20 protein-coding genes are annotated in these 21,405 nt (G+C 65.3%); 16 read left to right on the top strand and 4 right to left on the bottom strand.

The genetic code is table 11. The features are described 5' to 3' along the window. Positions 1-155 precede the first annotated feature (155 nt). Genes CKW09_RS10775 through aroQ form a run of 4 tightly spaced genes read left to right on the top strand, consistent with a single transcriptional unit; the run spans position 156 to position 4,091 of the window. Complete coding sequence (locus tag CKW09_RS10775; RefSeq protein ID WP_061795446.1) at positions 156-1,535, top strand: MFS transporter; 1,380 nt, start codon at positions 156-158, stop codon at positions 1,533-1,535. Positions 1,536-1,558: 23 nt separating this feature from the next. Beyond that, positions 1,559-2,821 (top strand): gallate dioxygenase, encoded by a 1,263-nt coding sequence (locus CKW09_RS10770; RefSeq protein ID WP_095097188.1) that lies wholly within the window; start codon positions 1,559-1,561, stop codon positions 2,819-2,821. Then, positions 2,818-3,648: an amidohydrolase family protein gene (locus CKW09_RS10765; RefSeq protein ID WP_095097185.1), complete on the top strand. Its 831-nt coding sequence runs from the start codon at positions 2,818-2,820 to the stop codon at positions 3,646-3,648. The genes CKW09_RS10770 and CKW09_RS10765 overlap by 4 nt, the downstream gene beginning before the upstream one ends. 14 nt (positions 3,649-3,662) lie before the next feature. Beyond that, entirely contained in the window at positions 3,663-4,091 is a 429-nt protein-coding gene (aroQ, locus tag CKW09_RS10760) for a type II 3-dehydroquinate dehydratase (protein ID WP_061795443.1), read from the top strand. On the opposite strand, the gene CKW09_RS10755 is transcribed toward aroQ, so the two are convergent. Then, the gene (locus CKW09_RS10755; protein ID WP_061795442.1) at positions 4,088-5,305 is read right to left on the bottom strand and encodes a LysR family transcriptional regulator; all 1,218 of its coding nucleotides are present in this window, start codon (positions 5,303-5,305) and stop codon (positions 4,088-4,090) included. The genes aroQ and CKW09_RS10755 overlap by 4 nt on opposite strands. Positions 5,306-5,434: 129 nt before the next feature. On the opposite strand from CKW09_RS10755, the gene galB reads away from it, so the two are divergent. The 11 genes from galB to CKW09_RS10700 all read left to right on the top strand — a co-directional run bounded on the left by galB (position 5,435) and on the right by CKW09_RS10700 (position 17,261). Next, complete coding sequence (gene galB / locus CKW09_RS10750; protein ID WP_061795441.1) at positions 5,435-6,175, top strand: 4-oxalmesaconate hydratase; 741 nt, start codon at positions 5,435-5,437, stop codon at positions 6,173-6,175. After that, entirely contained in the window at positions 6,172-6,885 is a 714-nt protein-coding gene (locus CKW09_RS10745) for a 4-carboxy-4-hydroxy-2-oxoadipate aldolase/oxaloacetate decarboxylase (protein WP_061795440.1), read from the top strand. The genes galB and CKW09_RS10745 overlap by 4 nt, the downstream gene beginning before the upstream one ends. A gap of 1 nt (position 6,886) precedes the next feature. Next, positions 6,887-7,978 carry a 4-oxalomesaconate tautomerase gene (locus CKW09_RS10740; protein ID WP_061795439.1) on the top strand — a complete coding sequence of 364 codons (1,092 nt, stop codon included), beginning with the start codon at positions 6,887-6,889 and terminating at the stop codon, positions 7,976-7,978. A 13-nt stretch (positions 7,979-7,991) separates the two neighbouring features. Then, on the top strand, positions 7,992-8,879 hold the full coding sequence (locus tag CKW09_RS10735; RefSeq protein WP_061795438.1) for a DUF1932 domain-containing protein: 888 nt from the start codon (positions 7,992-7,994) through the stop codon (positions 8,877-8,879). Positions 8,880-9,023: 144 nt separating this feature from the next. Continuing rightward, the gene (locus CKW09_RS10730) at positions 9,024-9,488 is read left to right on the top strand and encodes a GlcG/HbpS family heme-binding protein (protein WP_095097182.1); all 465 of its coding nucleotides are present in this window, start codon (positions 9,024-9,026) and stop codon (positions 9,486-9,488) included. Positions 9,489-9,525: 37 nt separating this feature from the next. After that, positions 9,526-10,047, top strand: coding sequence for a sugar dehydrogenase complex small subunit (locus CKW09_RS10725; RefSeq protein WP_061795436.1), 522 nt, complete (start codon positions 9,526-9,528; stop codon positions 10,045-10,047). After that, positions 10,040-11,656 (top strand): GMC family oxidoreductase, encoded by a 1,617-nt coding sequence (locus tag CKW09_RS10720; RefSeq protein WP_061795435.1) that lies wholly within the window; start codon positions 10,040-10,042, stop codon positions 11,654-11,656. Before CKW09_RS10725 ends, CKW09_RS10720 begins: the two co-directional genes overlap by 8 nt. Continuing rightward, positions 11,653-12,948: a c-type cytochrome gene (locus CKW09_RS10715; RefSeq protein ID WP_083950342.1), complete on the top strand. Its 1,296-nt coding sequence runs from the start codon at positions 11,653-11,655 to the stop codon at positions 12,946-12,948. The genes CKW09_RS10720 and CKW09_RS10715 overlap by 4 nt, the downstream gene beginning before the upstream one ends. A gap of 135 nt (positions 12,949-13,083) precedes the next feature. After that, positions 13,084-14,391, top strand: a complete 1,308-nt coding sequence (locus CKW09_RS10710) for an MFS transporter (RefSeq protein WP_061795434.1) — start codon at positions 13,084-13,086, stop codon at positions 14,389-14,391. Positions 14,392-14,562: 171 nt separating this feature from the next. Next, positions 14,563-15,822, top strand: coding sequence for an MFS transporter (locus tag CKW09_RS10705; RefSeq protein ID WP_095097179.1), 1,260 nt, complete (start codon positions 14,563-14,565; stop codon positions 15,820-15,822). Next, a complete protein-coding gene (locus CKW09_RS10700) occupies positions 15,819-17,261 on the top strand; it encodes a glycoside hydrolase family 32 protein (protein ID WP_095097176.1) in 1,443 nt (480 codons plus the stop codon). Before CKW09_RS10705 ends, CKW09_RS10700 begins: the two co-directional genes overlap by 4 nt. A 44-nt stretch (positions 17,262-17,305) precedes the next feature. Here CKW09_RS10700 and CKW09_RS10695 read toward each other — a convergent pair whose 3' ends face one another. The 3 genes from CKW09_RS10695 to CKW09_RS10685 all read right to left on the bottom strand — a co-directional run bounded on the left by CKW09_RS10695 (position 17,306) and on the right by CKW09_RS10685 (position 20,311). Then, positions 17,306-18,307 carry a LacI family DNA-binding transcriptional regulator gene (locus CKW09_RS10695; RefSeq protein ID WP_095097173.1) on the bottom strand — a complete coding sequence of 334 codons (1,002 nt, stop codon included), beginning with the start codon at positions 18,305-18,307 and terminating at the stop codon, positions 17,306-17,308. A gap of 70 nt (positions 18,308-18,377) precedes the next feature. Then, positions 18,378-18,941, bottom strand: coding sequence for a HutD/Ves family protein (locus CKW09_RS10690; protein ID WP_061795430.1), 564 nt, complete (start codon positions 18,939-18,941; stop codon positions 18,378-18,380). Next, positions 18,941-20,311, bottom strand: coding sequence for a formimidoylglutamate deiminase (locus CKW09_RS10685; RefSeq protein ID WP_061795523.1), 1,371 nt, complete (start codon positions 20,309-20,311; stop codon positions 18,941-18,943). The genes CKW09_RS10690 and CKW09_RS10685 overlap by 1 nt, the downstream gene beginning before the upstream one ends. Positions 20,312-20,529: 218 nt before the next feature. On the opposite strand from CKW09_RS10685, the gene hutC reads away from it, so the two are divergent. Continuing rightward, entirely contained in the window at positions 20,530-21,246 is a 717-nt protein-coding gene (gene hutC / locus CKW09_RS10680) for a histidine utilization repressor (protein ID WP_374188962.1), read from the top strand. Positions 21,247-21,405: the final 159 nt, after the last annotated feature.

Here is a 21,405-nt window from a genome sequence, read left to right as displayed (position 1 = left end):
CGTCGGTAATTATTTTTATAATTCCATGTTTTAAATAAATAAAATGATATAAATATTCTAACGACACACGCTGGCGCTCATTTCTTACGTTTCCGGCCTGCGGCCAAAGTTTTAATCCGATCACAGATTAATAAAAAAAACAGAGAGCGTACCCGATGAGCAACCACAACATTGTCGACGTCAAAGCGTGGATCGACTCCCGCCCCATTTCCGGTTACCAGTGGCTGGTGCTGCTGCTGTGCTTCGCGATCATCATGTTCGATGGTTATGACGCCGCGGTGATGGGCTTTATTGCGCCTGCGCTGATCGAAGACTGGGGCATTTCGCGCGCCGAAATGGGCCCGATCCTCGGCGCCGCCATGTTCGGCGTGGCGTTGGGCGCACTGATCGCCGGCCCCTATTCCGACCGGTTCGGCCGCAAAAAAGTGCTGCTGCTGTCGATCCTGTGCTTCGCGCTGTTCAGCCTGCTCAGCACCTTCGCCCGCACCCCGCTGGAAATGGCGCTGTTGCGCTTTCTTACCGGCCTGGGGCTGGGCGCGGTGATGCCCAACTGCGTGACGCTGGTGTCGGAATACATGCCGGAGCGCCGCCGCGGATTGATGATCACCCTGATGTACAGCGGCTTCAACATCGGCTCCGGCGCCGGCGGGTTTATCGCCGCCGGCATGCTGCCGCACTACGGCTGGAAGGCGGTGCTGTTCTTCGGCGGCGTCATGCCGCTGCTGATGCTGCCGCTGCTGATCTGGATCCTGCCGGAATCGACGCTGTACATGGTGGTGCGCAACCACCACAAGGACAAAATCGCCCAGATCCTGCGCCGCGCCGGCGGGGTATTCAGCGCCGGCACCACCTTCGTGCTGAAAACGCCGGTGATCCCGAAAAAAGCCCGGGTGCTGCAGCTGTTCAGCAACGGCTACGCCAAGGGCACGCTGGTGCTGTGGCTGACCTACTTTATGGGGTTATTCGTTATCTACCTGCTGAACGGCTGGCTGCCGACCATCGTGCGCGGCGCCGGCTTCTCGCTGGAGCGCGCCGCCATCATCGCCGGTCTGTTCCAACTGGGCGGCACCCTGGGCGGGCTGATGGTCGGCGGGCTGATGGACCGCTTCGTCGCCAAACGGGTGATCGGCCTGTTCTACCTGATGGGCATGTGCTGCCTGCTGTCGCAGGGCATCTGGGGCTTTGGCCCGACGGTGCTGGCGGTGCTGGTGTTCGTCAGCGGCGTGTGCATCAACGGCGCGCAAACCGGCCTGCAGGCGTTCTCCCCGGCGTTTTATCCGACCGAAATGCGCGCCACCGGCGTCAGCTGGATGCACGGCATCGGCCGCAGCGGCGCAATCATCAGCTCGTCGATGGGCGGCGTGCTGCTGGGAGTCTTCCCCGGCGCCACCAGCATTTTCATTATTCTGGCGATCCCGGCGTTGCTGGCGGCGATCACTATCATTAATCATCAGAAAGCGCACCCGGCGGAAATGGTCAAAGGCATCGGGCTCAACGATTTGCCCGCGCTGTCGCGCACCATGAACAACCGGTAATTCTTTGCAAACAGAGGTACAGGATGGCTAAGATCATTGGCGGACTGGCGGTGTCTCACACCCCGACCATCGGCTTCGCGGTGGACCACAACAAGCAGCACGAGAGCGCCTGGGCGCCGATTTTTGACGGTTTCGCGCCGATGCGGCAGTGGCTGGAAGAGAAAAAGCCCGACGTGCTGCTGTACGTGTTCAACGACCACGTCACCTCGTTTTTCTTCGATCACTATTCGGCGTTCGTGCTGGGCATCGACGACAGCTATGCGGTGGCCGATGAGGGCGGCGGCCCGCGCGACCTGCCGCCCATTCAGGGCCATGCGGCGCTGTCCCAGCACATCGGCGCCAGCCTGATGGCGGACGAATTCGACATGTCGTTTTTCCAGGACAAGCCGCTCGACCACGGCCTGTTTTCGCCGCTTTCCGCCCTGCTGCCGTGGCAGGACGGCTGGCCGATGCAGGTGGTGCCGCTGCAGGTCGGCGTGCTGCAGTTCCCCATTCCCTCCGCCCGCCGCTGTTTTAAACTCGGCCAGGCGCTGCGCCGGGCGATCGAAAGCTTCCCCGAGGAGCTGAGCGTGGCGGTGGTGGCCACCGGCGGCGTTTCGCACCAGGTGCACGGCGAACGCTGCGGCTTCAACAACCCGGAATGGGACGCGCAGTTTATCGACATGCTGGTCAACGACCCGGAACGTCTGACCGAAATTACCCTGGCGGAATACGCCACCCTGGGCGGGCTGGAGGGCGCCGAGGTGATCATGTGGCTGATTATGCGCGGCGCGCTGTCGGCCAACGTCGAAAAACTCCATCAGGCCTATTACCTGCCGTCGATGACCGGCATCGCCACGTTGATCCTCGAGAACCAGGCGCGCGAAGCGCCGGTTGACGTACACCAGCGCCAGCGCGACAAAATCAACCTGCAGCTGGCGGGCGTGGAGCAGCTGCCGGGCACCTATCCGTTCACCCACGCCCGCAGCCTGAAGGCGATCCGCATCAATCGCTTCCTGCACCGGCTGATCCAGCCGGCCTGGCGCCAGCGCTTCAACACCGCGCAACAGGCGCTGTTCGACGAGGCGCAACTCAGCGCCGAAGAGCAGCGGCTGCTGCGCGAGCTCGACTGGCGCGGCCTGATCCAGTACGGCGTCAGCTTCTTCCTGCTGGAAAAACTCGGCGCGGTGGTCGGCGTCTCCAACCTGCACATCTATTCGGCGATGCGCGGCCAGACGCTGGAGGAGTTCCAGCAAACGCGCAATCAGCAGGTGCTGTATTCGGTAGCGGGGAAAGCGGCGAAATGAACATTTTCGAGCAGCCTAAAATCGACTGCCACCATCACATCTTCGACCCGCAGCGTTTCCCCTACGCGGCGGACAGCGGCTATCGCCCGGCGGGCCACGAGCTGGCCACGCTCGAGCATTACCGCGCGGTGATGCAGGCCTACGGCATCCGCCATTCGCTGATCGTCGGCCCCACCTCGGCCTACAACACCGACAACCGCTATCTGTTGGCGGCGCTGGCCGAAGGCGCAGGCCGCCACAAGGGCATCGCGGTGGTGCCGCGCGACGCCGACAGCCCAACGCTGGCCTGTCTGCAAGCCCAGGGGGTGGTGGGCATCGCGCTCAACGTGGCGATGCTCGGCGTCGAGCCTTTTCTGCAGCTGGACGCGCTGATGGGCCGCCTGGCGGAGCTGGGCATGTACGCGCAAATTCAGGTGCAGGACGACCAACTGCCGGCGCTGATGCCGCTGCTGACGCGCAGCCGCACCCGGCTGCTGTTCGATCACTCGGGGCGGCCGGACGTGCGCGCCGGCCTGCGGCAGCCGGCGTTTCAGGCGCTGCTGTCGCTCGCTCAGCGGGAGCACACCTACGTCAAGCTGTCGGGCCTGGCGAAATTTTCGCGCCAGCGCTATCCGTTCAGCGACGGCCACCCTTACCTGCAGGCGCTGTTGAGCGCCTACGGCGGTGAAAAATGCATGTGGGGGTCGGACTGGCCATTCCTGCGCGCCACCGAGCGGATGGATATGGGCACGCTGCTGATGCTGGCGGAGCAGCTGCTCCCTGACACCGCCACCCGTCGACAGATTTTGTGGCAAACGCCGCAGCGGCTGTTTGGCTTTGGCGACTAACCCGGAGAAAAACCATGAAAACCATTTACGTGCTCAACGGCCCCAACCTCAATCTGCTGGGTAGCCGCGAACCGGAAACCTATGGCCGCGACCGGCTTTCGACCATCGAACAACTGTGCCGCGACACCGCCGCCGAACTGGAGGTCAACCTCGAATTTCGCCAGACCAACCACGAGGGGGAAATGATTGACTGGATCCAGCAAACCCGCGGCCAGGCGCAGGCGTTGGTGATCAACCCGGCGGCCTGGACCCACACCTCGGTGGCGATACGTGACGCCGTCACGGCAGTGGCGCTGCCGCTGTTCGAGGTGCACATCACCAACGTGCACAAGCGGGAGCCGTTTCGCCACCATTCCTATCTGTCCGACGTGGCCCACGGCGTGATCTGCGGTTTCGGCATTCAGGGCTACCGCTACGCGCTGATGCAGGCCGCGCGGCTCTAAGCGGCGCAGACCCGGCGCAGGCAGTCGATCAGCGCCTGCGCCGCCGGTGAATGCAGGCTGCCGGTGCGGCAGGTCAGCCCGATGGCGCGTTCGGTATCGGGCAACGCCAGCGGCAACCGCACCAGTTCGCCGGAGGCCAACTCATGCTCCAGCTGGTGCGCGGAAACCGCCGCCAGCATGTCGGAATTCAGCAACAGCCCGCGCACCAGCGCCAGATCGCCGGTTTCCACCACCGGGTTGGCCGCCGGGATATCCATCGCCAGAAAGCAATCATCCAGCAAACGCCGCGCCGGCGTGGCCGAGCGCGGCAATACCCAGCGCGCCTCCTTCAGCTGTCCTGGCTGCAGGCCCGGCTGCGCCAGCGGATGACCGCGCCGCGCCAACAGCACCATCGCCTCGGTAAACAGCGTTTCGTTGTAAACGTCGGCGGCGTAATCGCTGGCGCGCAGCGCGCCGAAGATGAAGTCGATATCGCCGGAACGCAGCTCGCTGGCCAGCGAATCAAACGCGCTTTCGTTGGTGACCACGCTGACGCCGGGGTAACGCGACGTCAGTTGCACAATGGCCTGCGGCAGCAGCCGGGTACGGCCCAGCGGCAGCGCGCCGACCCGCACCCGCCCTTCCAGCACCCCGCGACGCGCGGCGATGTCGGCGGGAATGTGCTGCAGCTCATTCAGCGCGCGGCGCACGTTGGGCTCGATCTCGCGCCCGGCCAGCGACGGCACCATGCCGTGCGGCGTGCGTTCCAGCAGCGCCACCCCGGCGCCGTTTTCCAGCACCTTCAGCGCGGCGCTGATCGCCGGCTGGCTCAGGCCGAGCAGCGTGGCGACGGTTTGCATATGGCGGGTTTCGCACAGGCAGACAAAAATCTGCAGCCGCCGCACGTTGAACAGGTACAGCGGCTCGGCGTCGCCGCGCGCCGCCCCTTTGCCCTGCAGGCGCTGCAGCAGCGCCGGGATCTGATGCAGCTCGGCTATCGCCCGCCGGGCGCGCGGCAGCACGCACTTGCCGAAGTCGGTCAACAGCATGCCGCTGGCGTGGCGCTCGAACAGCGGCACCGCCAGCCGCAGCTCCAAATCGCGGATCGAACGGGTGATGGCCGACTGAGTTCTGAATAGCTCGTCGGCGGCGCGCGATACGCTGCCCTGCGTCACCACCTGGCTGAATGCCCTGATCTGCATCAGGTTTGTCAGCTCACTTTCATCATATTCCATTCTGTCCCCTCCGCTTCGGCCTGCTGGCAATATAAATAAAACGCATACCTGCTGCAATCAAATGAATTATCCGCCGCCGGCCGGAACTGCCAGCATGGAGTAAACCCCCGAGACCGAAGGAATCCGAAAATGAGTGATGCAACCCCGAAAAAAACCGCCCTGGTGGTCAGCGCCCATTCCGCCGACTTTGTCTGGCGCGCCGGCGGCGCTATCGCGCTGCACAGCCGGCTCGGCTATCAGGTGCACGTGGTCTGTCTGTCGTTTGGCGAACGCGGCGAATCCGCCAAGCTGTGGCGCAAGGGCGAGATGACCGAGCAACGGGTGAAGGCTTCGCGCCGCGAAGAGGCGCAGGCCGCCGCCGAGATCCTCGGCGCCAGCATCGAATTCTTCGACCTGGGCGACTACCCGCTGCGCGCCGACAAAGAGGCGCTGTTCCGCCTGGCAGACGTGTTCCGCCAGGTGCAGCCGCACTTCGTGCTGACGCATTCGCTGAAAGATCCCTATAACTACGACCATCCGCTGGCCACCCACCTGACGCAGGAAGCGCGCATCATCGCCCAGGCCGAAGGCTACCGGCCGGGTGAGCCGATCGTCGGCGCGCCGCCGGTCTACCTGTTCGAGCCGCACCAGCCGGAACAGTGCGAGTGGAAACCGGACGTGCTGCTGGACATCACCGAGGTGTGGGACAAAAAATACCGGGCCATCCAATGCATGGCCGGCCAGGAACACCTGTGGGAGTACTACACCCGCGTCGCCCAACAGCGCGGCGTGCAGGCCAAGCGCAACGTCGGCATCACCAGCAGCAAAAACATCATCTACGGCGAAGGCTATCAAAGCATCTTCCCACGGGTTACGGGGGAGCTGGCATGAGCATCATCGGCAAAAAAGGCGTGGTTATCCGCAACATTCCGCGCGCCGGCGGCAACACCCTCGACGGGTTGGCGGCGTTCGGCGTGGCGACGGTGCATGAGGCGCAGGGCCGCAAAGGGCTGCTGGATCCGGCCATCCGCCCGATCCAGCAAGATCTGGCCATCGCCGGCAGCGCGGTGACGGTGCTGGTGGCGCCGGGCGATAACTGGATGTTCCACGTGGCGGTGGAACAGTGCCGGCCGGGCGACATTCTGGTGGTCGCGCCGACCTCCCCCTGCGGCGACGGCTACTTCGGCGACCTGCTGGCCACCTCGCTCAAAGCGCGCGGCGTGCGCGGCCTGGTGGCCGACCTCGGCGTGCGCGACACCCGCACGCTGCGCGAAATGGGCTTCCCGGTATGGTCACGGGCGGTTTACGCCCAGGGCACGGTGAAGGAGACGCTCGGCTCGGTCAACGTGCCGCTGGTGTGCGCCGGGCAGCTTATCTACCCCGGCGACGCGATCGTCGCCGATGACGACGGCGTGGTGGTGGTGCGCCAGCCGGAAGCCGAGAACGTGCTGGCGGCCAGCCGCCAACGCGCGGAATTGGAAGAGAGCAAACGGCTGCGCATGGCCAACGGCGAACTGGGGCTGGATATCTACCGGATGCGGCCGCGGCTGGCGGAAAAAGGCCTGAAATATTACGACTCTGCCGATCTGCTGGAGGATTGATATGCGCCAACGCCGGATCCCTTGCCTGCTGATGCGCGGCGGCACCTCAAAAGGCGCCTTCTTCCTCGCCGACGATTTGCCCGCCGACCCCGCGCAGCGTGACGCCGTGCTGCTGGCGGTGATGGGTTCGCCGGATCTGCGGCAAATCGACGGCCTCGGCGGCGCCGATCCTTTGACCAGCAAGGTGGCGATCGTTCGGCGTTCGGCGCGCCCGGACGCCGACGTCGACTACCTGTTCGCTCAGGTCGGCGTCGATCGGCCGCAGGTCGACTACGGCCAGAACTGCGGCAACATTCTGGCGGCGGTCGGCCCCTTCGCCATTGAACGCGGGCTGGTCAGCGCCGGCGGCGCAGTGACCGAAGTGCGCATCTTTATGCAGAACACCGGCCAGACCGCGCTGGCGCGCATCGCCACGCCCGCCGGTGAGGTGCGCTACGACGGCGAGCTGGCGATCGACGGCGTTCCCGGCCGCGCGGCGGAAATCGCGCTGACCTTCAACGACATCGCCGGCTCCAGCTGCGGCGCCCTGCTGCCGACCGGCCGCCCGCAGGACAACTTTGACGGCGTCGCCGCGACCTGTATCGACAACGGCATGCCGGTGGTGCTGGTGCGCGCGGCGGATCTGGGCCGCAGCGGCTACGAAAACCGCGAGCAGCTGGATGCCGATGCGGAACTGAAGGCGCGGCTGGAAAGCATTCGCCTGCAGGCCGGGCCGGCGATGAACCTGGGCGACGTCAGCCAACGCACGGTACCGAAAATGACCCTGATCGCCGAGGCGCGCCACGGCGGCGCCATCAGCAGCCGAACCTTCATCCCGCACCGCTGCCATGCCTCGATCGGCGTGCTCGGCGCGGTCAGCGTCGCCACCGCCTGCCTGATCCCCGGCAGCGTGGCGCAGGGGCTGGCCCGCGTTGGCGACGCCGCCGAACTGCGCCTGAGCGTCGAGCACCCCAGCGGCGAATTCGGCGTGCTCCTGCGGCGCGATCCGGCGCGCGAAGGCGCCGATTCGCTGCAGGGGGCCGGGCTGCTGCGCAGCGCGCGGCTGATTTTTGCCGGCCAGGTCTGCATCCCCGGCGCGGTATGGCCAGAATAATCCAGGAGACCTTATGAACTCGACTCTACCTTCAGTGACGCTGATCGGCTTCGGCGAAGTGGGCGGCATTCTGGCGCAGGAGCTGCGGGCGCAACACCTTGCCGTCTGCGCTTATGACAGCCAGCCTTCGATCGCCATGGCGCAGAAAGCGGCGGCCTGCGGCACCCGGCTGGCCTCTTCGCTCCCGCAGGCGCTGGAAGGCGCCGAGCTGGTGTTTTCCGCCGTCACCGCCGCCAACGCGCTGGCGGTGGCGCAACGGTGCGCGCCGCTGCTGCGGGCGGGCCAAACCTGGCTGGATCTCAACTCCGTCGCGCCCAATACCAAACGCGCCGCCGCGGAGGCGGTGACCGCCGGCGGCGCCGGTTATATCGACGTGGCGGTGATGGCGCCGGTGCCGCCGCAACGCCTTAAAACCCCGCTGCTGCTGGGCGGTGCCGATGCGGCGGAAATCGGCGCGCGGCTGAATGCGCTAGGGTTCAACAGCCAGGTCTACAGCACCGGCGTCGGTGAAGCCTCGGCGATCAAAATGTGCCGCAGCGTAATGATCAAAGGGTTGGAGGCGCTGACCACCGAATGTCTGCGCGCCGCCCAGCGCTACGGCGTGGAGCAGCCGGTGCTGGCGTCGCTGCACGCCAGCTTCCCGTCGCTCGGCTGGGACGAAAAGCTCCCCCACTACCTGATCAGCCGGGTGGCGGAACACGGCAAGCGGCGGGCCGAAGAGATGCGCGAGGTGGTGCAGACCCTGCGCGACGTCGGGGTAGAACCCCACCAGAGCCTGGCCAGCGTCGAAACGCAGCAGGGGCTGGTTGACGCCATGCGGGCGCAAAATATCGCCTATTCGCAACTGACGCCTTTCGTTTGGCAGACGGCGCTGAACAAAATTTACCCGCCCGGTGATTAACATCAAAAAAACCATAATTTTTCATACGCAAACCGTTGTTAACAACTCTGCAACTGCGTATTTTGTACCAAACGATTCATAGCAAGCTAATTATAATATCACTCCGGGGAAGCCTGGCTTCCCTTTGCACTGGAAAAACAACGCATGAAACATCTCATCCCTCTGAGCGCCGCAGCCTTGCTGGCGCTGGCCAGCGGCCATGCCGCAGCCGCCCTGCACCCGCAGTTGGACAACGCCCAGGCCAACCAGGCGATCGCCAGCGTGCAATCCAGCCTGAAAGCGCAAAACAGCACCGGCTGTGCGGCGGTGGTCGATAGCGCCGGCCGCCTGCTGGCCTTTCAGCGCTTCGATGGCGCGCCCCCCGGCTGCGTCGACGCCTCGATCGGCAAAGCGCGCACCTCGGCGCTGTATCGCACCCCTTCGCTGAAATTTATGCAGCGCCTGCAGGGCGGCGAAACCACCGTGCTGAGCATTCCGCACGCGGTCGCGCTGGGCGGCGGTTACCCGCTGACGCTGAACGGTGAAGTGGTCGGCGCGATCGGCGTCAGCACGCCGAAGCAGGAGATCGACAACCAGGCGTCCGCCACCGCAGCCGGAGCGCTGAAATAACCACGGACTGACTACTCAGCTCAAGGAACCCTCCCTTATGATCACGCTTTCTCGCCGCCGGCTGGTGCTCGGCTCGGCGGGCCTGTTGGCGGCTGGCGCCGTCGGCCAGAGCCTGCTGGGCCGCATCGCTTTCGCCCTGCCGCAACCGGCCGCCATGCCGGAAAATTTTTTGGCCATTTCCCGTCTGCTGACCGGCATTCCGCTGCCGGACCCGCGGCTGGCGCAGCGGCTGCACGCCGCGTTGCAGCCGCTGTTTCCACGGCTTGAACATCAGATAACCCTGCTTGGCGAGCTGCTGGCTCGGCATGCCGATCTGCGCGGCGAAGCCTTGCATGCGCTGATTGAACAACAGCCGGAACGCCTCGCCGACCTGTACGAGGCGCTGATGAGCGGCTGGTATCTCGGCGTGGTCGGCGATCCGGCCAAACCGACCTGCATCGCCTTTGAAAACATCGTCAGCTATCAGCTGGTGCGCGACTCCCTGACGCCGCCGAGCTACTGCCCCGGCGAGCCCAATTTCTGGACGCAACCGCCCCGCAAGGAGAACGCGCATGTCTGATTCATTAAGTGCCGATATCGTGGTGATCGGCGCCGGCATCGCCGGTTCCCTGGCGGCGTTGAAAATGGCGCAGGCCGGCGCCTCGGTGCTGATGCTGGAATCCGGGCCGGAGATCAAGCGCGATGAGGCGGTCGAGCGGTTCCGCAATTCGCCGTTCAAAGGGGATTTCACCGAACCCTTCCCGCCCGAGCCCTGGGCGCCGCAGCCGAAGTTTGTGCCGAGCGATAACGACTATCTGATCCAAAAGGGGCCGGATCCCTACCGCGCCCAGTATCTGCGCGGCGTGGGCGGCACCACCTGGCACTGGGCCGGGCAGGCGTTCCGTCTGCTGCCGAACGACATGCGGATGAAAACCCTGTACGGCGTCGGGCGCGACTGGCCGATCGGCTATGAGCAGCTGGAACCTTACTACTGCGAGGCGGAATACCAGATGGGCGTTTCCGGCGACAGCAGCCTGGATTCGCCGCGTTCGCGCCCGTATCCGCTGCCGGGCATTCCGTTGCCTTACGGCTTCGAACGGCTGAAACAGCGCGTCGCCGGCCTGGGCTATGAAGTGGGCATCGGCCCGCAGGCGCGCAACAGCGTGCCCTACGACGGCCGCCCGGCCTGCTGCGGCAATAACAACTGCATGCCGGTGTGCCCGATAGACGCCCAGTATCACGGCGGCATTTCGGCCCGCAAGGCGCTGGCGGCCGGGGTGCGCATCCTGGCCAATGCGGTGGTGCACCGCATCGAGGCCGACGGCCGGGGCAATATCGTGGCGGTGCACTATCTCGACCGCAACAAGGCCAGCCACCGGGTCACCGGCAAACGCTTCGTGCTGACCGCCAACGGCATCGAAAGCCCGAAAATCCTGCTGCTGTCCAGCAGCGAACGTTACCCGAACGGCATCGCCAACGGCTCCGGCATGGTGGGCCGCAACCTGATGGACCATCCCGGCAGCTCGGTGGAGTTCTACGCCGACGAACCGGTCTGGTTCGGCCGCGGGCCGATGCGCCCCGGCAGCATCAACAACCTGCGCGACGGCGCCTTCCGCGCCGAACGCTCGGCGCTGCGGGTCGACGTGGCCAATACCTCGCCGGTGCGTTACCTCACCGAACGGCTGATCCGCCAGGGCTATTACGGCAAGGCGCTGAACGACAAGCTGGCGTTTCAGGCCGAACGTTACGTGCTGCTGAAGTGCCTGCTGGAAATGCTGCCGGAGCCGGAAAACCGCGTGCAGCTGAGCAAGACCGAAAAAGACGCCTGGGGCATTCCCAAGCTGGAGGTGTATTACAAATTCCCCGAATACGTGCACCGCGGCTATGACCAGTCGATGATCGATTTCCAGCGCATCGTCAAACAGATGGGCGGCACCGAAGCGGCCTACAGCAAACGCGGCGTCTACGACAACAACCAGCATATCACCGGCACCATGATCATGGGCGCCGATGGCCGCGACTCGGTAGTGGACGGCGACTGCCGCAGCCACGACCACCCTAACCTGTTCATCGCCGGCACCGGCGTCATGCCTTCCGCCTCCACCGTCAACTCCACCCTGACCGGAGTGGCGCTGGCGTTGCACATGGCCGATCGGGTACTGGACAGCCTGAAAGGAGGCATGGCGTGAAAAAGACCTTACTGGCGCTGTTGCCGCTGCTGGTCAGCGGCCAACTGTGGGCGCAAAGCGGCGCCGAGCTGATCAAACGCGGCGAATACCTGGCGCGCGCCGCCGACTGCACCGCCTGCCATACCGCCCCCGGCGGCCCGGCGTTCGGCGGCGGCTACCCGGTCAGCACGCCGTTCGGCGTGATTTACGGCACCAACATCTCCGCCGATAAACAGTACGGCATCGGCGGCTGGAGCGACGACGAATTTGTCGCCGCGGTGCGCGACGGCGTTGGCAAAGACGGCCAACAGCTGTATCCGGCGATGCCGTATGACGCCTTCACCAAAATGAGCCGTGCAGACGTGCTGGCGATCAAGGCCTACCTGCTGGCGCAGCCGGCGGTGGCCCAGGCCACGCCGCAAACCGATCTCGCCTTCCCGTTCAACCAGCGCTGGGGCATGCGCTTCTGGAAATGGTTCAACTTCACGCCTGGCGAACTGCGGCCGGATGCGACGCAGAGCGCCCAGTGGAACCAGGGCCGCTACCTGGTGGAGGCGCTGGCGCACTGCGGCACCTGCCATACGCCGCGCACGCTGACCATGGGCATGGACCAGGACAAGGCGTTCGCCGGCGGCGATCTCGGCGGCTGGGTAGCCTATAACATCACGCCGGACCGCAACGCCGGCATCGGCAGCTGGTCGCAGCAGGACCTGGTCGATTACCTCAAGTCGGGCCAGGTGCCGGGGCGCGCTTCGGCCTCGGGCCCGATGGCGGAAGCCGTCGAGCACAGCCTGCAGTACCTGCCGGACGCCGATCTGCAGGCGATGGCGGTGTATCTGCGCAGCGTGCCGGCCATCGCCGATGAACGGCAAACCCGGCCGCGCGATCGCTGGGGCGCCCCGTCGCAAGACGTGTTTGCGCTGCGCGGCAGCGACGAGCATCCGCAAACCGGCGCCACGCTGTTCAGCGGCAACTGCGCGACCTGCCACGGCATGGACGGCGCCGGCAAGGGCAGCGGCTTCCATGCTTACCCGTCGCTGTTCAACCACGGCAGCACCGGCGCCGCCGACGGCAAAAATCTGGTGTCGGTGATCCTCAACGGCGTGCATCGCGACATGCGGCAGGGCGAGATCCTGATGCCGTCGTTCGCCGAAGAGCTGAACGACGCGCAGATCGCCGAACTGAGCAACTACGTCAGCCGCCAGTTCGGCAACCCGGCCGCCGCCGACGTCAGCGCCGACCAGGTGCGGAAACTGCGCGCCGACGCCAACCTGCCCGCGCCGCCGGCGGTGCCGCAGGGTGATACCCCCTGATCATCCCCCCGGCCCCGATCCCGGCGCGCAACGCGCCGATGATTGGGGCCTCACAGTTCCCGCTGAAAATAATTGATTGTTTTGTCATAAGAATTTAGAACTGACTGACAATAATTCGAATGTACGGGAACGGGGATGAACCAACACACTATCGACGCGCGCCAGTCGCGGCAGGCATTGCTGGCCGGCTCGGTCGGCAATTTCATCGAGTGGTACGAATTCGGCGTCTATGGCTTCCTGGCCACCGTCATCGCCGCCAACTTTTTCAGCCTGCAGGGTGAAAGCGAAATCACCAGCCTGATCCTGACCTACGCCGCCTTTGCGTTGGCGTTTTTCTGCCGACCGATAGGCGCGGTGATCTTCGGCCGCATCGGCGACCGCATCGGTCGCCGGCCCACGCTGATCGCCGTGCTGCTGCTGATGACCCTGGCCACCGCGCTGATCGGCGTGATGCCGACCTATGCCGCGATCGGCGTCGCCGCCCCGCTGCTGCTGACCCTGCTGCGCATGTTTCAGGGGCTGTTCGCCGGCGGTGAGTTCGGCGGCGCGGTCTCGCTGATGACCGAATTTGCGCCCAAGGGCAAACGCGGGCTGTTCGGCGCCTGGCAATCGCTGACCGTGGCGCTGGGGCTGTTGGCCGGCGCCGGTCTGGTGGCGCTGCTGGCCGCGTTGCTGACCCGGGAACAGCTGCATGACTGGGGCTGGCGCATTCCCTTCCTGCTGGCGCTGCCGATGGGCGCCGTGGCGCTGTGGCTGCGGCTGAAGCTGCAGGAGACGCCCACCTTCAGGCAGGCTCAGCAGAAGGATGCGCCGGGCGCCCCTGCGGCGGCGGAAGTGACGCTGGGCAGCGTGTTGAAGACCATCGTGCTCGGCATCGGCCGCATGATGGGCTGGTCCGCCGCCGGTTACACCTTCCTGGTGGTGATGCCTTCTTATCTGCAAACGTCGCTGCACGCCAGCTTCCAGCAGGCGCTGGTGGCCACGGTGCTGGCCAACGTCGGCTTCGCCCTGACCATTCTGCCGGCCGGCATCCTCAGCGATAAGCTGGGGCGCAAGACGGTGATGCTGACGGCGGTGATCGCGGTGATCCTGTTCACCTTCCCGCTGCTGCACCTGCTGCAGGACCCGCAGGGTTCACTGTTCGCCAAAGGCGCCGCGGTACTGACCGCCGGTGCGGTGGTCGGGCTGCTGGCCGGTCCCGGCCCGGCGATGCTGGCGGAGATGTTCCCGACCCGGGTGCGCTACACCGGTCTGGGGCTGGCCTATTCGCTGTCCAACGCGGTGTTCTCCGGCTCGGCGGGCCTGATCATCACCGGCCTGATCAAGCAAACCGGCAATATCGATATTCCCGCCTATTACGTGGTCGCCACCTCGCTGGTCAGCCTGTTTGCGCTGATGACCCTGCGGCGCGACGATCATTTGCGCTCGCTGAGCGAGCGTTGATTTCCCGGGGCGCCGGCCGCCCCGCCCGCAGCAACCCGTGACGCCGCTCACAAAGCACGGATGTTAACGTTAACTTTTGTGATTAACATCGCAATCGCCACATAAGGGTGCTTTCTCAGGCCGGAGGTTAACGTTAACAATGAGGAACTCTACTTCATCAGGGCCTTCCACATGAACCGCGAAACCAAAAAATATTATGTGCTGCTCAGCGGCCTGCTGTTCTTCTTCTTTTTTACCTGGTCGTCCAGTTTTTCTCTGATCTCGCTGTGGCTCAACCAAAAGATCGGCCTGAAAGGCGCGGAAACCGGGTTGATTTTCTCCGCCATCTCGCTGGTGGCGCTGTGCGCGCAGCCGCTGTACGGGTTTATTCAGGATAAACTCGGGCTGCGCAAGCACCTGCTGCAGTTTCTCGGGGTGATGCTGCTGCTGACCGGCCCGTTCTTCATCTACCTCTACGCCCCGCTGCTGGCGCACAGCCTGCCGCTTGGCGCGCTGGTCGGCGGGCTGTTTATCGGCGCCACCTTCTTTGCCGGCATCGGCGCGCTGGAATCCTATACCGAGCGCGTCAGCCGCATCAGCGGCTTCGAATTCGGCCGCGCCCGCATGTGGGGCTCGCTGGGCTGGGCCTGCGCCACCTTTCTGGCCGGCTTTATCTTCAATATCGATCCCAACATCAACTTCTGGCTGGCTTCCGCTTCGGCGGTGGTGTTCCTGCTGCTGCTCAGCCAGGTGCGCGAGCTGAAACCCAACGCCATGGCCGGCCTGGCGTTCGGCAAACCGGAGAACCTGAAGCTGCAGGACGCGCTGGCGCTGCTGCGCATGCCGGGCTTCTGGGCGCTGGTGGTGTTCGTGCTCGGCATCAGCGTCTATAACGTGTTCGACCAGCAGTTCTCGGTCTACTTCGCCTCGCAGTTCAGCTCCCGCGCGCAGGGCAACGAAATGTACGGCTTCCTTAATTCGCTGCAGGTGTTCCTCGAGGCCGGCGGCATGTTCCTGGCGCCGCTGTTGGTCAACCGCATCGGCGCCAAGCGGGGGCTGCTGCTGGCGGGCGGCGTGATGGCGCTGCGCATGTTCGGCTCCGGGCTGGTCAGCGGCGCGCTGATGATCTCGGCCATGAAGCTGCTGCACGCGGTGGAGCTGCCGATCCTGCTGATCGCCATCTTCAAGTACATCGCCACCCGCTTCGACAGCCGCCTGTCGTCCACGCTGTACCTGGTGGGCTTCCAGTTCATCACCCAGGTGATGGCCAGCTTCCTGTCGCCGCTGGCGGGTTACGGCTATGACCGCATCGGCTTCGCCGACACCTATCTGCTGATGGGCTGCGCGGTCGCCGCCACCACGCTGATCTCCTGTTTGCTGCTGCGCGGCGAGAACGCCACCGCTACGCCCCACTTTCAATCCGTAATAAAATCAAGCGAGTCTGTTCAATGAAAAATGCCTTAGCTCAAGCCGACCATGCGGTCGAAGCCCTGCGCGCCGAGCGCCGGGACGATTACTACCCGCAGTTTCATCTGGCGCCATCCGCCGGCTGGATCAACGATCCCAACGGCCTGATCTGCATTAACGGCGTTTACCACGCGTTCTACCAGCATCATCCCTACGACGAAAACTGGGGGCCGATGCACTGGGGTCACGCCACCAGCCGCGATTTGGCGCACTGGCAGCACCAGCCGATCGCCCTCGCGCCCGGCGAAGACGACGACAAGGGCGGCTGCTTCTCCGGCTGCGCGGTGGACGACGGCGGCGTGCTGACGCTGATCTACACCGGCCACGTCTGGCTGGGCAAGGCCGGCGACGATGACCAGGTGCGCGAAGTGCAGTGCCTGGCCACCAGCGAAGACGGCGTGCATTTCGTCAAGCACGGGCCGGTGCTGACGCCGCCGGACGGCATCCAGCATTTCCGCGATCCGAAAGTCTGGCGCGAAGACGGCGAATGGTGGATGGTGGTCGGCGCCAGGGAAAACGGCCTGGGGCAGGCGCGGCTGTATCGCTCGGCCGATCTGCGCGACTGGCGCTTCGACCGCCTGCTGGGCGGCGCGCAGGCGCCGCATCAGGGCTATATGTGGGAGTGCCCGGACTTCTTCCCGCTGGGCGAGCAACACCTGCTGCTGTTCTCGCCGCAGGGCCTGACGGCGCAGGGCTACCGCAACCGCAACCGCTTCCAGAGCGGTTACCTGCTCGGCCACTGGCGGCCGGGACATGACTTCACCCCGACCCAGCCTTTCTGCGAACTGGATGCCGGCCACGACTTCTATGCGCCGCAAACCTTCACCGCCGCCGACGGCCGCCGCCTGCTGTTCGCCTGGATGGACATGTGGGAATCGCCGATGCCGAGCAAGGCGCACCGTTGGGCGGGCGCCCTCACCCTGCCGCGCGAGCTGACGCTGGGCGCAGACGGCGCCGTGCGGATGAACCCGGCGCGCGAGCTGACGGCGCTGCGGCGCGAACACCGAACGCTGATCCCGCTCAAGCTGCGCAATCAGCGGCGGCCGCTGGCGGAAGCGCTGCAGGAGCTGCAGTTGACGCTGGATCTGGCCGGCAGCGACGCCGAACGCTATGGCGTGGCGATCGGCGGCGCGGCGCGGCTGTACGTCGACAATCAGGCGCACCGGTTGGTATTGGAGCGATTCAGCGAAGATCCGGGGCTGTGCGGCTGTCGCAGCGTAGCGCTGCCGGCGGGAGAGCGGTTATCGCTGCGCTTGTTCATCGACCGTTCATCGCTGGAGGTGTTCGTCAATCAGGGCGAGGCCTGCCTGACCAGCCGCATCTACCCGGCCGACGGCCGACGCGACCTCAGCCTGTTTGCCGAAGGCGGCCAGGCGCAGTTTGGCGATATGGAGGGATGGCAACTGGAGAGCATCTGGGCCTAAGCCCGACGAACGCAGACAGGGCGCGCCGCCGTGCGCCCTGCCGGCTAAAGTGAGCCGCGCTCCAGCAGCGGACACGCCACCTTCACCTGGTTGCGGTGTTCCCGTTGTTCAATCAGATGCAGCGCCGCCTGGCGACCCAGTTCGTAATGCGGCAGCTGCACCGTGGTCAACGGCGGCAGGAACAGCTCGCCGATGCCGACCATGTTGTCGTACCCCAATACCGCCACCTGCTGCGGTATTTTCCACCCCTGCGCCAGCAGCACCTGATACACCAGGAACGCCACCCGGTCATTGCCGCACATCACCACGTCGCAGTCGCGCCGGCCGGCGGAGAAATGCCGCTCCAACAGGGCCACGCAGTCGCGGTAACGCTCGTCGCCGTCGCTCAGATCGAGATGATACTGCCGCAGCTGGGCCAATTCGCCGCCCGCCTCGCGCCAGGCCCGCTCCAGCCCGCGGCGGCGCAGCCCGGCCGCCAGCGTGCTTTCGGGCAGGTGAATGCACAGCGGCGCGCGATAGCCCTTGGCGAGCAGCGCGCGCGTGGCCTCGTACTGCCCCTGTTCGTCGTCGGGAATATAGCTGGCAATCTGATAATCCGGGCTGACGCAGTTGACCAGCACCAGCTTTTTATCCAACAGCCTGGCCGGCAGCTTGACGTGGCGCAGCCCCATGGCGGTGAAGATCACCCCGTCCGGGCGGTGCGCCAGCAGCAGATCGACGGTCTGTTCGGCGCTGTCGTCGGCGAACAGGTTGACCACAAAGCTGTTCCAGCCGTGTTCGCGCGCGGTCTTTTCGATCGACAGGATCATTTCAACCGAGAACGGCGTGGTGGCAGTGTCCAGCGCCAGCACCCCCAGCGTTTGCACCCTGTTGCTGTCGCCGCGGATGCGACGCGCCGACAGATCCGGCACGTAATCCAGCTGATCGATCGCCTGTTTGACGCGCTGGTAGGTCTCCGGCCGCAGCTTGCCGGGTTCGTTGATGGCGCGGGAAACCGTCATCAGCGATACTCCGGCGAGTTTTGCGACGTCTTTCAGCGAGGCCATGCGCCCTTCTCTCGTTATCGAATGGGAAAGGCGAATAATCCCACAACCGGGCCTCGGACTCTACTCCGGTTTAGCAGGCTGTGATGTCGGCCCACAGGATTGCGCACTCTTTCGCCAACGGCGCCAGCGTGCCGCCGAAGCCGCCCGCCGGCCACCAGGCGCCCTGGCGGGCGCGCAATGTGACCTCGCCCGGCAAGGACCATTCGCCGCTCAGCGCGTAGAGCACCCCGGCGTGCCCGGCCGGCAAGGCGACCGCGGCGTTAATCCGCCGCACCCCGGCGGCATGGCGCCCGCGCCGGGTCATGATATTGAAATCCCGGCTGCCGCCGCCCAACAGCCTGGCGTCCAGCGCCACATCGCCGGAGAAAGCGAAAGGTTCGCCGACCTGCGCCAGCGCATGGTCGATGCGCCCGGCGCTGAACAGATGCACGCCGTCGCCTTCCAGCAGGGTGATGGAGCGGTCAATGCCGGCAAAGGCCGAAAACGGCCCGTCCTGCGCGATGGTGGCGATGCTGGCGCGCCAGTCGAAATCCTGCGCGCCCGGCGGCCAGCAGGCGATCTCGCGGGTTTCCCCGCCGCCGTTGCGCCACGGGCTGACCGGCAGTTCGGCGAAGTCAAAAAGGTGCAGGCTCATCACGCCTCCCGCTGGAAGGTTTTCAGCACCTGCAGGAACTCGGCGGCGCTCTGCTGCTGCAGCGCATGCCGCCCCTGCTCAATGACCTGACGTCCGCCGACGTACACGTCGCGGATCTGTTCCTTGCCGCCGGCGAACAGCCAACGGTTGAGGATCGAGGCGTCCGGCGCGGCGGCCAGGTACGGGTCATCGCCGTCCAGCACCAGCCAGTCGGCGCGGAAGCCGCGCTGCAGCCGGCCGATCGGCGCGCCGCAGGCCTGAGCGCCGCCCTGCAGCGCCTGTTGATACAGCACGTCGGCCACCGCCGGCTGCTCCGGCGTGGTCAGGCGGTTGCGGCGCTGATCGCGCAGCCGCTGGCCGTATTCGAACCAGCGCAGCTCCTCCACCACGTTGAGCGATACGTGGCTGTCGGAGCCGATGCCCCAGCGCCCCCGCTGATGCAGGTACGCGTCGCCGGGGAAAATGCCGTCGCCGAGGTTGGCTTCGGTGGTCGGGCACAGACCGGCCACCGCCTGGCTGCGCGCCAGTGCCTCCAGCTCTGCGCGATCCAGATGGGTGGCGTGCACCAGGCACCAGCGCGCGTCCACCGGCAGATGCTCATACAGCCAGGCCACCGGGCGCTGGCCGCTCCAGGCCAGGCAGTCGTTCACCTCTTTTTGCTGTTCGGCGATATGAATATGCACCGGCAACGCGCTGTCCGAAGCGGCCAGGACGTGCCGCATCTGGCTCAGATCCACCGCCCGCAGCGAGTGGAAGCACAGCCCCTGGTTTTGCAGCGGCTGCTCGGCCAGCTGACGCGCAATCACCTGCTGCTGCTGCAGATAGCCGTCCGCATCCTGAATAAAGCGTTTCTGCCCCGGCTGCGCCGGCTGCGCGCCAAACCCGGCGTAGCTGTACAGCACCGGCAGCAGGGTCATGCCGATCCCCGCCTGCTGCGCCGCCTGGCTGAGCCGGCCGGTCATTTCGCCGCGATCGGCGTAGGGATTTCCGTCGGCGTTGTGATGCAGATAATGGAACTCGGCGACCTGGGTGTATCCGCCCTTGAGCATTTCGATATACAGTTGACGGGCGACCACCTCCACCTGCTCCGGCGTCAGCCGCTGCACCAGGCGGTACATCAGATCGCGCCAGGTCCAGAAGCTGTCCTGCGGGTTGCCGGCCACTTCCGCCAGCCCGGCCATCGCGCGCTGGAATGCGTGGGAATGCAGGTTCGGCATGCCCGGCACCGCATCGCCGTGCAGCCGGATGCAGCCTTCCGGCTCGGCATTGGCGGTGACGCCGGTCAGGTAACCGCGCGCATCGACGTCCATCCGGACGTTATGCGCCCAGCCCTCAGGGAGCAAAGCGCGTGGGGCAAAATAAGCAGGCATGGCAGGATTCCACTGTTGGTGTAACGGCAAATGACGCGCGGTGATGGCGCGCATCCAGGAAATTTTGCGGCCGTCGGCTAAAATCTGGCGCGCCGGCCCCTAGTTGTATATACATATACATACGCCGACATCAACAGTAAACTGGTGTTATTATTTTTTTATTTGACGAGGTTAACGTCGTGGTTGATCAACAGACCCTGTTACAGCTGGCTGCTGCAATGAGCGATACCCCCGCCCCGATCTACCAACGGGTCAAACAAGCGATCGTAAACCAGATCCGTGCGGGGCATTGGCAGCCGCACCAGCGCGTGCCTTCCGAGAGTGAACTGGTGGCGGAGCTCGGCGTCAGCCGCATGACCATCAACCGCGCGCTGCGCGAGCTGACCAGCGAAGGTTTCCTGATCCGCATGCAGGGGGTCGGCACCTTCGTCGCCGAGGCCAAAGCGCACACCGCGCTGCTGGAAGTGCACAACATCGCCGATGAAATCGCCGCGCGCGGCCATCGCCACAGCAGCAAGATCCTCGAGCTGAAGGCGCGCCCGGCCAGCGAAGAAGAAGCCGCCGCGCTGGGCATCCCGCCCGGCCAGCAGCTGTTCTACTCGCAGATAGTGCATTACGAAAACGACGTGCCGGTGCAGGTGGAGGACCGCTGCGTCAATCCGCTGGTGGCGCCGGCCTACCTGAAGCAGGACTTTGACCGCGTCACGCCCTACACCTACCTGACGCAGGCCGCCCCGCTGACCGCCGGCGAGCACATCGTCGAGGCGGTTATCCCGACGCAGCGCGAGAGCGAACTGCTGCAGCTGGAGGCTCACGAGCCCGGCCTGCTGATCCATCGCCGCACCTGGTCCGGCAAAACCGTGGTCACGTCGGCGCGTTTGCTGTATCCCGGCAGCCGCTATCAGCTGTTCGGCCGCTTCACCACCGAGGTTTAAACGCCGGGCGGGCGCAGCCCCTGCGCCCGCGTCCTCCGCTGTCGATCACATCCCGATAACAAATTTTCTCCCGCCTCTTGTGACATCCCGATGAATGCGCTAGGTTGTTTTTAATTGTATATACAACCATGTGGGAGCTGCGGCTCCGGCGGAGGAACA

It is taken from the genome of Serratia ficaria, from assembly GCF_900187015.1.
Taxonomy (GTDB): domain Bacteria; phylum Pseudomonadota; class Gammaproteobacteria; order Enterobacterales; family Enterobacteriaceae; genus Serratia; species Serratia ficaria.
This window is presented reverse-complemented; position numbering and strand designations above follow the sequence as displayed.

Excerpts from the sequence above, each read along its gene's own strand:
- CKW09_RS10730 (WP_095097182.1), top strand. The coding sequence starts at position 9,024 with ATGAAACATCTCATCCCTCTGAGCGCCGCAGCCTTGCTGGCGCTGGCC.
- CKW09_RS10720 (WP_061795435.1), top strand. The coding sequence starts at position 10,040 with ATGTCTGATTCATTAAGTGCCGATATCGTGGTGATCGGCGCCGGCATC.
- hutC (WP_374188962.1), top strand. The coding sequence starts at position 20,530 with ATGAGCGATACCCCCGCCCCGATCTACCAACGGGTCAAACAAGCGATC.
- CKW09_RS10755 (WP_061795442.1), bottom strand. The coding sequence starts at position 5,305 with ATGGAATATGATGAAAGTGAGCTGACAAACCTGATGCAGATCAGGGCA.
- galB (WP_061795441.1), top strand. The coding sequence starts at position 5,435 with ATGAGTGATGCAACCCCGAAAAAAACCGCCCTGGTGGTCAGCGCCCAT.
- CKW09_RS10725 (WP_061795436.1), top strand. The coding sequence starts at position 9,526 with ATGATCACGCTTTCTCGCCGCCGGCTGGTGCTCGGCTCGGCGGGCCTG.
- CKW09_RS10695 (WP_095097173.1), bottom strand. The coding sequence starts at position 18,307 with ATGGCCTCGCTGAAAGACGTCGCAAAACTCGCCGGAGTATCGCTGATG.
- CKW09_RS10765 (WP_095097185.1), top strand. The coding sequence starts at position 2,818 with ATGAACATTTTCGAGCAGCCTAAAATCGACTGCCACCATCACATCTTC.
- CKW09_RS10685 (WP_061795523.1), bottom strand. The coding sequence starts at position 20,311 with ATGCCTGCTTATTTTGCCCCACGCGCTTTGCTCCCTGAGGGCTGGGCG.
- CKW09_RS10735 (WP_061795438.1), top strand. The coding sequence starts at position 7,992 with ATGAACTCGACTCTACCTTCAGTGACGCTGATCGGCTTCGGCGAAGTG.
- CKW09_RS10770 (WP_095097188.1), top strand. The coding sequence starts at position 1,559 with ATGGCTAAGATCATTGGCGGACTGGCGGTGTCTCACACCCCGACCATC.
- CKW09_RS10690 (WP_061795430.1), bottom strand. The coding sequence starts at position 18,941 with ATGAGCCTGCACCTTTTTGACTTCGCCGAACTGCCGGTCAGCCCGTGG.
- CKW09_RS10740 (WP_061795439.1), top strand. The coding sequence starts at position 6,887 with ATGCGCCAACGCCGGATCCCTTGCCTGCTGATGCGCGGCGGCACCTCA.
- CKW09_RS10775 (WP_061795446.1), top strand. The coding sequence starts at position 156 with ATGAGCAACCACAACATTGTCGACGTCAAAGCGTGGATCGACTCCCGC.
- CKW09_RS10710 (WP_061795434.1), top strand. The coding sequence starts at position 13,084 with ATGAACCAACACACTATCGACGCGCGCCAGTCGCGGCAGGCATTGCTG.
- aroQ (WP_061795443.1), top strand. The coding sequence starts at position 3,663 with ATGAAAACCATTTACGTGCTCAACGGCCCCAACCTCAATCTGCTGGGT.
- CKW09_RS10700 (WP_095097176.1), top strand. The coding sequence starts at position 15,819 with ATGAAAAATGCCTTAGCTCAAGCCGACCATGCGGTCGAAGCCCTGCGC.
- CKW09_RS10745 (WP_061795440.1), top strand. The coding sequence starts at position 6,172 with ATGAGCATCATCGGCAAAAAAGGCGTGGTTATCCGCAACATTCCGCGC.
- CKW09_RS10705 (WP_095097179.1), top strand. The coding sequence starts at position 14,563 with ATGAACCGCGAAACCAAAAAATATTATGTGCTGCTCAGCGGCCTGCTG.